9 protein-coding genes and 1 riboswitch are annotated in these 11,678 nt (G+C 65.9%); of the genes, 7 read left to right on the forward strand and 2 right to left on the reverse strand.

The window, feature by feature from the left end:
- From VFP86_15520 to VFP86_15535, 4 genes are all read left to right on the forward strand, one after another.
- Nucleotides 1–1,224, forward strand: a 1,224-nt coding sequence (locus VFP86_15520; GenBank protein ID HET9001048.1) for an ABC transporter substrate-binding protein, incomplete at its 5' end; no start/stop codon positions are given.
- A 29-nt stretch (nucleotides 1,225–1,253) separates the two neighbouring features.
- Complete coding sequence (locus VFP86_15525; protein HET9001049.1) at nucleotides 1,254–2,867, forward strand: ABC transporter substrate-binding protein; 1,614 nt, start codon at nucleotides 1,254–1,256, stop codon at nucleotides 2,865–2,867.
- 37 nt (nucleotides 2,868–2,904) lie between these two features.
- Nucleotides 2,905–3,852, forward strand: a complete 948-nt coding sequence (locus tag VFP86_15530; GenBank protein HET9001050.1) for an ABC transporter permease — start codon at nucleotides 2,905–2,907, stop codon at nucleotides 3,850–3,852.
- Between the two features lie 100 nt (nucleotides 3,853–3,952).
- Complete coding sequence (locus VFP86_15535) at nucleotides 3,953–4,744, forward strand: ABC transporter permease (protein HET9001051.1); 792 nt, start codon at nucleotides 3,953–3,955, stop codon at nucleotides 4,742–4,744.
- Nucleotides 4,745–4,747: 3 nt separating this feature from the next.
- On the opposite strand, the gene VFP86_15540 is transcribed toward VFP86_15535, so the two are convergent.
- Nucleotides 4,748–6,103, reverse strand: coding sequence for a GGDEF domain-containing protein (locus VFP86_15540; GenBank protein ID HET9001052.1), 1,356 nt, complete (start codon nucleotides 6,101–6,103; stop codon nucleotides 4,748–4,750).
- Between the two features lie 416 nt (nucleotides 6,104–6,519).
- Between VFP86_15540 and VFP86_15545 the strand changes: the two genes are divergently transcribed.
- From VFP86_15545 to VFP86_15555, 3 genes are all read left to right on the forward strand, one after another.
- Nucleotides 6,520–7,617 (forward strand): ATP-binding protein, encoded by a 1,098-nt coding sequence (locus tag VFP86_15545; protein HET9001053.1) that lies wholly within the window; start codon nucleotides 6,520–6,522, stop codon nucleotides 7,615–7,617.
- A 109-nt stretch (nucleotides 7,618–7,726) separates the two neighbouring features.
- The gene (locus tag VFP86_15550) at nucleotides 7,727–10,045 is read left to right on the forward strand and encodes a xanthine dehydrogenase family protein molybdopterin-binding subunit (protein HET9001054.1); all 2,319 of its coding nucleotides are present in this window, start codon (nucleotides 7,727–7,729) and stop codon (nucleotides 10,043–10,045) included.
- A gap of 3 nt (nucleotides 10,046–10,048) precedes the next feature.
- A complete protein-coding gene (locus VFP86_15555) occupies nucleotides 10,049–11,176 on the forward strand; it encodes an alanine racemase (GenBank protein ID HET9001055.1) in 1,128 nt (375 codons plus the stop codon).
- A 99-nt stretch (nucleotides 11,177–11,275) separates the two neighbouring features.
- Here the strand turns inward: VFP86_15555 and VFP86_15560 are convergent, their stop codons facing one another.
- Nucleotides 11,276–11,509 carry a hypothetical protein gene (locus VFP86_15560; protein ID HET9001056.1) on the reverse strand — a complete coding sequence of 78 codons (234 nt, stop codon included), beginning with the start codon at nucleotides 11,507–11,509 and terminating at the stop codon, nucleotides 11,276–11,278.
- Between the two features lie 21 nt (nucleotides 11,510–11,530).
- Nucleotides 11,531–11,616, reverse strand: a riboswitch (cyclic di-GMP riboswitch).
- Nucleotides 11,617–11,678: the final 62 nt, after the last annotated feature.

Genomic DNA, 11,678 nt, shown 5'->3' on the forward strand with positions numbered 1-11,678 from the left:
GCGGACGACGTCAAGTACAGCATCGACCGCGTGATCGATCCAAAAACGGCCTCCCCCTGGCGCAGCTGGTTCGACTCGGTCCAGGAGGTCAAGATCGTCGACCCGATGACCATCCAGATCAACCTGAAGGACCCGTATCCGGGCCTCCTCGGAGCCTTTGCCGGCATGCGTGCGTCCGGGATCATCCCCAAGGGCTTTGCCGAGCGGGAGAACCTCAAGATCAAGGCGATCGGAACCGGGCCGTTCAAGTTGGTCGAGTTTGTGCCCCAGGACCACATTACCTACGCGCGCAACGCCGACTACTGGGACAAACCGCTGCCATACCTCGACGGCATGACGTTCAAGATCCTTACAGAAGACAACGCACGACTGGCGGCGCTGCGGGCCGGCCAGGTCCAATACGCGGCCATAACCGCACAGGGGGAAACACAGCTCAAGGGCACTCAGGGAATCACGGTGGTGAAGGGGCCCAGCGCCTGGGTCGCGCTCCACTATATCAACGTGTCCAAGAAACCGCTCAACGACGCCCGCGTCCGCAAAGCGATGCGGATGGCGGTCGATACGAACGAGGTCATCCAAAAGGCTGTGTTCGGCGCCGGCGTGCCCTCCGGGCCGGTGCCCACGGGGTACGGAGACTGGTACCTCGATCCGAAGACGCTCCCCTATCAGAAGCCCGATATCGAAGGGGCGAAGAAGCTCCTTGCAGAGGCCGGGTATCCGAACGGCGGGTTCAAGATCGAGATCAAGTGCTCCCCGCAGTATCCAGAGTTCGTGGCGACGACGCTCATTGTACAGGACTCCCTCAAGAAGCTCGGCATCGATGTCCAGGTCGTCCAGCAGGAGTGGGGGACCTTCGTCAAGGACCACAATACGGAGACACAGACCAAGGGCCGGGAGGGCGGCGAAATCTTCGCCTCCGCCAACACCTTCCGGCCGGACCCCGACGGTTACATCTACCCGTATTTCCACTCCGCAGGGACGATCAACGACGGCGGGTACAACAACCAAAAGCTGGATCCGCTCATGCAGCAGGCGCGGTCCATTTTCAACCACGACCAGCGCAAGAGCCTGTACCGGGAGATCCAGCGCACCCTCCTCGACGATTCGCCCGACTGGTGGTGGTACGCGAAGTTGAACATCGAGGCGATGAGCGGCAAATTGCAAGGATACGCCCAGTCGTTTACAGGTCGTCGCATCTTTCTCAAGAAGGCCTGGCTCGCGTAACGCCGAGCCACACAGGGGAGGGACCGAAGATGAACCGTGTAAGCCGAAGAAAGCTCTTGGCCCGCGGCCTGGCGCTCGGCGGAGGACTCGGCCTCGGAGGGGCGGAGGCAGCGCAACTACTGATCCCCTCCTGGCGGGGACAGACGGTGGAAGCGGCTACTACCGCCCAACCCAAACGAGGAGGGACCCTTGTCGCGGCCGCCGAGGTGGATCCGGTCAGCCTGGACCCGCACACCAACTCGAACTTCTCCGCAGCGCAAGGGTTCGAGCATCTGTACGAGAGCCTCACCGGCTACAATGAAAAAAACCAAATCGTGCCAATGCTGGCCCAGAAGTGGGAGCTCTCCAACGGGGGGAAGACATACATCTTCCACCTGCGTCCAAACGTGAAGTTTCATAACGGCCAGACCATGACCGCGGAGGACGTGAAGTACAGCATCGATCGCGTGCTCGATCCCAAGACCGCCTCGCCCTGGCGCAGCTGGTTCAACGCGATCGAGGAGATCAAAGTCATCGACCCGTTGACCGTCCAGATGAACCTCAGCGCCCCGTACCCCGGCCTCCTCGGCTCGTTTGCCGGGATGCGGGCCTCAGGGATCGTTCCGAAGGGCCTGGCGGAACGGGAGAACTTGAAGATCAAGGCCATCGGCACGGGCCCGTTCAAGCTGGTTGAATTCGTGCCCCAGGACCACATCACATACGCCCGCCACCCCGACTACTGGGACCAGCCGCTGCCGTACCTCGACGGCATGACCTTCAAAGTCCTGCCCGAAATGACCGCGCGTGAGGGCGCGCTTCGGGCCGGGCAGGTTCAGTACGCCTCCATTAACGCCCAAGGAGCCGAGCAGCTCGCCCGCGTCCCCGGGATCAAGGTGTTGAAAGGCCTCATCGCCACGGTGACCCTCCAGTACATCAACGTCGCCGCGAAGCCGCTCAACGACTCGCGGGTCCGCAAAGCCCTGCGGATGGCGGTCGACACCAACGAGATCATCCAAAAGGCGGAGTTCGGAGCGGCAGTGCCCTCGGGCCCGATCCCGACCGGCTACGGCGACTGGTATCTCGACCCCAAAACACTGCCCTACACCAAGCCCGATATCGAGGGAGCCAAGAAGCTGCTGGCCGAAGCCGGGTACCCGGGTGGCGGCTTCAAGATCGAGCTCAAATGTTCACCCCAGTATCCGCAATTGGTGGCGATCTCGCTGGTGGTCCAGGATGCGGTGAAGAAACTCGGCGTCGATGCTCAGGTCGTGCAGCAGGAATGGGGAGCGTTCGTGAAAGACAACGACACGGTGATCAGGACCGGAGGAAAAGAAGGGGGAGAGATCTTCGCCTCGGGGAACACGTTCCGCCCCGACCCAGACGGATACATTTACCCGTATTTCCACGTGGGCGGAGAGCGGAACTACGGCGGGTACTCGAACCCGAAGCTGGAACCGCTGATGCGGCAGGCCCGGACGATCTTCAACCACGACCAACGCCGCAGCCTCTACGTGGAGATCCAGCGAACCCTGCTCGAGGAATCGCCCAACTGGTGGTGGTACGTGGCCTACAACATCGAGGCCACGTCGGAAAAAGTCCAAGGCTACGCGCAATCGTTTACCGGACGCCGCTTCCTGTTGAAGAAAGCCTGGCTCAGCAGCTGATCGCCGCTCGACCTCTCGGGGCCTAGCGCTCCGGTCGATGCGCTACCTCGTCCGACGCCTGCTATGGATGGGCGCCGCCCTGCTCGGAGTGTCGGCGCTGATCTTTATCCTGGTACGGCTGCTTCCGGGCAACATCATCGACATCATCGCCGGCACAGAAGGCCAGTTGAGCCGCTCGCAGCGCCTCGAGATCCTGCACAGTTTCGGCCTGGACCGCCCGTGGCCGGTGCAGTACGCGCTGTGGGTATGGAGTATGCTCCACGGGAACTTCGGCTGGTCGTTCAGGACGAGCCAACCCGTGGCCGGGCTGCTCGTCTCGAGGCTGCCCACGACGGTCGAACTCGCGGCGCTCACCGTCGCGCTCGTCACGCTCGTGGGACTTCCGCTCGGCATCCTCGCCAGCATCACCCGAAGCGCCCGGCTCAAGGTCGCCGTCCAGATCGTGGGCCTGCTGGGACTCTCCATCCCAAACTTCTGGATCGCTATCGTCCTGATCATCGTGGCCTCGTTTGCATTCCACTGGCTTCCGGCGCTGATCTTCGTCCCCCCCTGGCAGGACCCGTGGATCAACCTGCAGCAGATGTTCCTGCCGATCCTGTCCCTCGCGCTCGGGCTGGCGGCCGTCGTCGTGCGCATGACTCGGTCGTCGATGCTCGAGGTGCTGGGCCAGGAGTACGTCAAAGTGGCACGAGCCAAGGGCCTCGGAAGTCGCGCCGTCCTCCTGCGGCACGCCCTTCGCAACGCGCTCATCCCCATCGTGACCGTGCTCGGCCTTCAGATGGGGTTCCTCCTCGGGGGGGTGGTCATCACCGAACAGATCTTCGGACTGCCCGGGTTGGGATGGACGCTACTCAACGGCGTGTACCAACGGGACTATCCGGTCGTGCAAGGCGCCGTAATGTTATTTGCGATCACGTTCGTGGTCACCAACCTGATCGTGGACCTGCTCTACACCACCCTCGACCCCCGCATCCGTTATGAGTAGGGTGGAGGCCGAGCTTCAGGAGTCGCCCGCCCGATCGTTCGCGCCTGCGCGGGCGCGACGATCCATCGGTCTCGGACGCCTCCTCCGGCGGAGCCCCGTCGTGATCATCGGCGGGGCGCTGGTCGTCATGGTTGTGCTCCTCGCGCTCGGCGCGCAGATCATCGCGCCGCAGAGTCCCGTCTCCCAGACCGCGCAGCCGCTCCTTCGACCGGGGCACGACCATCTGGCCGGGACCGACGAACTCGGACGCGACGAATTCAGCCGCCTCATCTACGGCGCGCGCGTCTCGCTCTACGTCGGCGTGCTCGCGGTCTCCATCGCGCTGGCGTTGGGGGCAACCTCCGGGATCATTGCGGGGTTCTACGGCGGGTGGGTAGACAACATCTTGATGCGGACGATGGACATCCTGTTCTCGCTCCCGGCGATCGTGCTCGCGATCGCGATCACCAGCATCCTCAAACCGAGCCTCACCAACGCGATGATCGCCATAGGGATCGTCTATGCGCCGACCTTCGCGCGGATCGCTCGGGGACCTACGCTCGCAGTCGTCAACCTCGCCTACATCGAAGCGGCCCGGGCCGTCGGCATCCCGAACGGGAAGATCATGCTGCGACATGTCCTACCGAACGTGTCGGCTCCGCTGATCGTCCAGACGACTGTGTCCCTCTCGACAGCGATCCTCACGGAGGCGGCGCTGAGCTTCCTCGGCCTGGGCACCCAGCCCCCAACGGCATCCTGGGGGCTGATGTTGAGTTCGGCACGGCAGTACATGCTGATCGACCCATGGATCGCCGTCCTGCCGGGAGCGGCGATCGCCCTGACCGTGCTCGGCTTCAACCTCCTGGGAGATGGCCTGCGCGACCTGCTCGATCCGCGGATCCGGACGATGTAGGAACTAGCTCTGCCGGACTTGCACGTCGGATTCCGGCTGAACGTCTTCCGGCGGGCGGGGGGCGAGCATCCTGGCCAGCGTCTTCCCCAAGCGACGGTTGAGCGCCGACAAGATCGCACGCGAGACGGCGACGTGCGGATCGGGGGCGCTCGCGCTGCCGACCAGTCGCTCCGCGGTGTCGGCGGCGCCGACCAGCACCGCGACCGCCACGGTCTCTTTCTCGGCCGGCGTGACCGACAGATCGTCGAGGAGAAACCCCGGCTCCTCGCCAATCGCCTGGGCGATGGCCCGAAGGGTGGCGTCGGCAACCAGAAACGGCGTGCCGTGCCCGTGGATTCGCGCCGACGCAGATCCTCGCAGCGGGCGGCCACCGAGGTCCAGCTCCACCACCGCGGTACTCCCGTGCGTGTCCCGGTCCACGCGCGCCAGCGCGAGACGCAGGCGTATTTCCTCCGTGCGCGGGACCGGCTCGCCCCCGGGGTGGGCGTGGTCCTCATCCCGCCGGCTGTGGTGAACAATGCCCTGCCCGGACTCCTTTGCCAGCGTGGAGCCCCGGCTCGCCAGCGTCAGGAGATCCTCCACCGTCGACGCGATATGCGAGGCAGTGCGCCGCTCAATTCTACGCCCTCCGGCGAACCCGATCGCCGCCGTGACCCGCTCTTCTACACCCCGGATCTCGACCGGCAAGTTCACCGTATCCCGAAGCCGCTGAGCCAGCGCGCGCGCGTCCTCGCTCCGCCGTGTCGTCGCGATCGCAAACTCGTCGCCGGCGTACCGGCACAGCAGATCGGTCTCCGGATCGATTTGGCTCTCGAGTAAATACCCCACGGAGCGGATGATGTCGTCGCCCACCACGTGCCCGAGCGCCTTGTTGACGATCCTGAAGTTGTTCATATCGATGAAGAGAATCGCCACTTCCTGGCCGCGTTCGAGCGCGGCCGCGGCCCAATTTCGAAGGGCGGTCGCCCACGGCAGGCCGGTCATCGGATCGCGTTCCTGGCTCCTGGCCTCGAGCACCGCGGTCAGGGTGATCAGACCGACGAGATGCCCCTGATCGACGACGGGGAGAGCGGCCGCGCGCTGCCGGGTGAGCAGCTCGTACGCCTGTCCGAGGGGAAGATCGGGAGTCGCCGCCGCAACGTCGGTGGTCATGACCTCGGCGACCGTCCGGTAGAGCGGCTGACGGAGCAGTTGCAATGGCGTGACGAACCCCACCAATCGATCGCCGTCGACAACCGGCACCCCAGCGTGCCCGCCCTCGCGGATGAGGTCAATGGCGGCGCCCACGGATGCCGATCCGGCAACCGGGGTTGGGGCCGGCGTCATCAAGTCCGCGACCGTCCGGGGGGATTCTCTCATCGAAGGCGATTCTGCTCACCGGCACTTTCGGCGCGATCTGCCGCTGTCCTTGCACAGAGGATCGCGATCTCTACACGTATCATCGGGCTTTGACCAATCCCGCGCCACCCCTCGAATGAATGGATGTGTGCATCGAACACGCATGCCCCACTCGGGTCTTGCGGCCTGTGGTTCGGGGTATCTTTTGAAGAGGAACCTTTCATAGATCCTTGACCGGGCCGGAGGACACGCGTGGGCAGGGCGCACGTTGTTGACAATCGGTCTCATAGCCCGTACACTCTTCACTACCCGTACACTCATTCGGCGGGCTGTTTGGACCGTCGGATGAACTACTGCCAAAGAACGACCGTATTGGTTCGTATGGACGCCGCCGTCGCTGGTCCTCAATCGACGCGCGAAGAAGGTCGCTGATCGAGATGGGCAAGGTGCACGGGATCGACGTACGCGCGCTCCGGCAAACGAAGTCCCCTGCCGGCGCGGTTGCATCGAGGTCAGCGGTCCACGGCGACCTCGACGATTTCTTCGCGGACCTCCGATCATCGTTTCTCGACGCCAGCAAGGCAGAACGGTGCGTCATCAAACTGGCGCCGGGCTGGCGGCGGATCGTCGGCCAGTGGCTCGGGCCCGTCCCAGATGGTGAGGCGAGCGCCGACGAGCCCGACTTCGTCCCGGTGTCCTGGATCAAGGTCCGGCACGAGGGATCCAGGAGCGAGGTCAGGGTCAATCTCCTCCTAGGCGGATCGTCGGCCGCACAGATCGTCGTCACCACGCGCAAGAAGCGCGGGCTCGCGCAGATCTTGCGCGTCCTGACGACCTTTATCCCCAAGGTCTCTTCCCGGCTGTGCCTGCGGTGGCTCCGCGAGGAAGCGAATGCCTACGAGCGGCGCCGGCTCGCCCAGGACCTGCACGATGGACCTCTGCAGATCGCCACGGCCACGAAGATCCGGCTCCAATCACGCCGGCAGTTTGCCGAAGACGGTCTGGCGGCGCAGGGATTGGACGAAGCCATCGAGCTCACGGGACAGGTCATCGCGTCGATGCGCTCGCTGCTGCACGAGCGGATGACGGCCGCGGAGTCCCCGTCCCTCAAGACGCATCTCCGGCGGGCGGCAGGTCGCTGGGGTGAGTTGACCGGCATGCGCGTGCACTTCAGCTTCCCGGAAAACGCTCCGGACGAGGTGCGGGCGTTCTCCAAGGAGACGCTCGAGGTCGCCGAACACGTCGTGAGCGAGAGCATCGTCAATGCCTGGAAACACGGCAAGGCGACACAACTCTCGGTGAGCTGTCATCCACAGAACGGCGGCATGCTGCTGACGCTCCGCGACGACGGATGCGGATTCCGGGCCTCGGTCGAGCCGGAGGCGGGGGACGGCACCAAGATGGGGCTTCGGCTTCTGCGCTCACGCGTGAACGAACTCGGCGGGCGGTTCGACGTCCGCTCACCGCAGGACGGCGGCACCATCGTCGAGACCTGGCTCCCCCCGCATCAGGGCCACCGCGAGGACCCCGCCTAACCGCGCACCGTAATGCTCCCGGCCCCTCGTCCCCGCATCACGGCAGGGGGGGTCCCGCCTCCGGTCGAACACGTGGGCATCCACTTCACGCACAGGATGGTGTGAACCCATGGCGGTTTCGCACTACGTGGGCGCCCGAGTCAAGCGGATCGAAGACCCCAAGTTGATCCGGGGCGAGGGAGTGTACCTCGACGACCTCCGCATGACCGGCATGCTGCACGCGGTCTTTGTTCGGAGCCCGTACGGACACGCGCGAATCAAGAAGATCGATGTCCATCGCGCGCGGGCGCACCCTGGCGTCGCGGCCGTCCTGGACGCCGGCGACCTCCGCGAGATCCAGCGCCCGCTTCCAACCATCCCCGTCGAGGGGATGCGGGCCGCGGATCACCTCCCGCTCGCCTCTGGTGAGGTGCGGTACGCGGGAGAACCGATCGCGGTCGTCGTCGCGGAGGATCTGTATGCCGCGCGCGACGCCGCCGGCCTCGTCGAGATCAACTACGATCCCCTGCCGGCGGTGGTGGATCTCGAACAGGCGGCGCGAGGGACCCCATTCACGCACGCGGGATGGGACACCAACGTGGCCTTTACTACCACGACCGCGCGGGGAGATCTGGCCGCGGCGTTCCAGAACGCTCCGGTGGTCGTGCATCAACGCATGGTCAACCAGCGGGTGGCCCCGGTCCCCCTAGAACCGAGAGGTACGATGGCGATGTACGACGGGAGCCAGGGGCAGGGGCTGTTGACCGTCTGGACCTCGACCCAAGAGGCGCACTCGATCCGGGATGGCCTGAGCCAGGTGCTCGAGCTCCCGGCCAGCCGGATCCGAGTGATCACCCCCGATGTGGGCGGAGGCTTCGGCGCGAAGCTGAACACCTATCCCGAGGACGCGGTGATCGCGCAACTCGCGCGGCGGCTTCGACGCCCGGTGAAATGGATGGAGACCCGGCAGGAAAATCTGCTCACGACGACGCACGGACGAGGCCAGGTCATCGATGTGGAAGTCGCCGCCGAACGGGACGGCCGCATCCGGGGGATGCGGTGCCGGGTGCTCGCCGACCTCGGCGCCTACCTGGTGTACACGACGGCGATCGTCCCGACGCTGACCCCGCTCATGATCCAGGGCCCGTACGAGATCCCCGCCCTCAACTGCGAACTGGTCGCGCTGTACACCAACACCTGCCCGACCGGCGCCTACCGAGGGGCCGGTCGCCCGGAAGCCACCTACTACCTCGAACGGGTCATGGACCTGGTCGCGGATGAGACCGGGGTGGACCCGGCTGAGGTCCGCCGCCGCAACTTTATCCCTCCATCCAGGTTCCCATTCAAGGCGGCGAGCGGGGCCACGTATGATTCCGGCGATTACGTGAAGGCGCTCGACGAGGTTCTCCGCCTGGGCGGCTACCAGGCCGCCCGCGCCGAGCAGGCCAAGCAGCAGCGCGACGGCGCGGTCGTGGGCATCGGGCTGAGCAGTTATGTCGAGATCTGCGGGTTCGGTCCCTGGGAGCTCGGCACCGTGCGCGTCAACAAAGACGCCACCGCCACGGTCATCACCGGCACCTCTCCCCATGGGCAGGGGGACGCCACCGGGTTCGCCCAGATCGTCGCCGACATCCTCACGATTCCGATCGACCAGATCTCGGTGGTGTCCGGCGACACCCTCTTGGTCCAATACGGCGGCGGAACCAGCGGGAGCCGCAGCATGTCGCTTGGGGGGTCCGCGGTGTATCTCGCGGCCCAGGAGGTGCGGACGCAGATCTTGGGGATCGCTGCGAACCTCCTCGAGGCCGCGGCCGCTGATCTGACGCTCGCAAGCGGTCGGGCGTCCGTCCGGGGCGCGCCGGGGCGGGAAGTGTCGATCGCAGACGTGGCCGAGGCCGCCTACAACGGCGCCCACCTGCCGAAGGGACAGTCCCCAGGGCTCGAGGCGACCAGCCGGTTCAAGTCGGAGGGGACGACGTTCCCCTTCGGCAGCCACCTCTGCGTGGTGCAGATCGATCCCGAAACGGGAGGCGTGCAGATCGTCCGGTATGTCGCCGTCGACGACTGCGGGCGTGTCATCAATCCCCTCCTGGTCGATGGCCAGGTTCACGGGGGGATCGCCCAAGGCGTGAGCCAAGCGCTGCTCGAGGCGGTGGTGTACGATGGGCAAGGGCAATTGCTGACCGGGACGCTCTCGGATTACGGGATCCCCCACGCCCACTGGCTTCCGCATTTGGAACGCGGGATCTCGGTGACCCCGACCCCGCGCAACCCGCTCGGCGCCAAAGGGATCGGCGAAGCCGCGACGATCGGCTCGACACCTGCGATCGTCAACGCGGTCGTGGACGCGCTCAGCCACATCGGGATCCGCCACTTGGATATGCCGCTTCTGCCCGAGCGCATCGCCGGCGCGCTCCGCCAGGCCGGACCGAACGCGAAGGGAGCGTGACCGATGTCGCGGATGCTCGAACCCGAACGCACCGTCTCATTGCCGGGCAGTCTTGAGGCGATCGACACCCCGGCCCTGATCGTCGACCTCGATCGTTTGGAGGCGAACATCGCCCGCTGGGCCGCGTTCGCCCGGGAGGCCGGCGTGCGGTTGCGGCCGCACGGCAAAACGCACAAATGCATCGAGATCGCGCGCAAGCAGCTGGATGCCGGGGCCGTCGGGCTCACCCTCGCCAAGATCGGCGAGGCCGAGGTCATGGCCGCTGCAGGCGTCCGGGATATCTTCCTCGCCTACGAAGTCATCGGAGGTCCAAAACTCCCCAGACTCGTGGCCCTGGCCCGCACTGCGCGAATCTGCGTGGGGGTGGACAGCGTCGAGGGCGCGGAGCCCATCGCGCGCGCCGCCCGGGATGCGGGGCTCGTGATCGACGTGCTCCTCGAGGTGGACACCGGGCTCGGGCGGTGCGGGGTGCAACCGGGCGACGCCTTGATGGCGCTGGCGCAGCAGGTGGCACGTCTCCGAGGCCTCAGGATCGCCGGGCTCTTCACCTACCGCGGCTACCGGCCGGATCTGGATGCGGCCGGCCGCGAGGAGGGAGAGATCATGGTCCGGGAGGCGGACCGCCTCCGCAAGATCGGGATCGAGATCGAGGAGATCAGCGTCGGCTCAACCCCCACCGGCCGGAGCGCAGGGCGCGTGGCGGGCGTGACCGAGATCCGTCCGGGCACCTACGTCTTCAACGATGCGATGCAGGTTCGGTGGGGATCCGCGACGCCGGAGGAGTGTGCGCTCACGATCCTGACCAGGGTGATCAGCCGCCCCTCGCGGGACGTGGCCGTTCTCGACGGAGGAAGCAAGGTGCTGACGGCGGAGCGCGGCCCGTTCAGCAGCCGGGGGGACAGCCACGGGGTCATCCGCGGATACCCGGACTGCCAGATCGATCGCCTGTGGGAGGAGCACGGCCGCGTTCAGTTGACCGAGGACGCGCGGCAGCTCCGGGTCGGCGATCTTGTCGAGGTGATTCCCGCGCACGTCTGCCCCACCGTGAACCTGGCCGAGCGGTTGGTGTGCGTGCAGGGAGGGCAGGTCGTCAGTACGTGGACGGTGGCGGCGCGGGCGCGCGTGCAGTAAGCGACATCGATCACTAGAAAGCCGGGGGGCCGCACCCACCCCAGAGCGCGGCCCTCCGTGTTCGCCTGCGGTGTCCGGCCCGCAGACCTTTCAATCCTTCTATTCGGTCATCGTGGCGCAGTCGAAGGCGGTGCTGCTCTTGTCGTTCCCTCCGGCGCCTCGTCCCTTTGACCCCGTGTGACAGTTGCTCTGAACGTCCCCGTTGTGATCGTCCGCACTGACGCCCTGGATCCCCGTCCCGCTGAACGTGAAGGTCGCGTACGAGAACCCAAACGCGGGGAGCGCCACCATCACCATGACGCCCGCAATCCTGGCGAAGCAGACCCGACCCATTGCACTGCCTCCCGTTCGCCGCCCGGCAGCCCGGCTGACTTGCCAGGTACCTGGCCTGTCCCGAGGCTTTGCGTCCCCAGGTCTCCCTGGGTTTGCCACTTACGAGCGGTGTTTGTTTATGGCACCCCTTGTGTTGCCCCGAAAACTCCCAACGGAGACCCCGGGACGT

Source organism: bacterium (assembly GCA_035703895.1).
GTDB lineage: Bacteria > Sysuimicrobiota > Sysuimicrobiia > Sysuimicrobiales > Segetimicrobiaceae > Segetimicrobium.

What these genes read in the sequence shown, in the direction of transcription:
- VFP86_15540 (HET9001052.1), bottom strand. Translation starts at nt 6,103, where the DNA reads ATGAGAGAATCCCCCCGGACGGTCGCGGACTTGATGACGCCGGCCCCA.
- VFP86_15560 (HET9001056.1), bottom strand. Translation starts at nt 11,509, where the DNA reads ATGGGTCGGGTCTGCTTCGCCAGGATTGCGGGCGTCATGGTGATGGTG.
- VFP86_15525 (HET9001049.1), top strand. Translation starts at nt 1,254, where the DNA reads ATGAACCGTGTAAGCCGAAGAAAGCTCTTGGCCCGCGGCCTGGCGCTC.
- VFP86_15555 (HET9001055.1), top strand. Translation starts at nt 10,049, where the DNA reads ATGTCGCGGATGCTCGAACCCGAACGCACCGTCTCATTGCCGGGCAGT.
- VFP86_15550 (HET9001054.1), top strand. Translation starts at nt 7,727, where the DNA reads ATGGCGGTTTCGCACTACGTGGGCGCCCGAGTCAAGCGGATCGAAGAC.
- VFP86_15530 (HET9001050.1), top strand. Translation starts at nt 2,905, where the DNA reads ATGCGCTACCTCGTCCGACGCCTGCTATGGATGGGCGCCGCCCTGCTC.
- VFP86_15545 (HET9001053.1), top strand. Translation starts at nt 6,520, where the DNA reads ATGGGCAAGGTGCACGGGATCGACGTACGCGCGCTCCGGCAAACGAAG.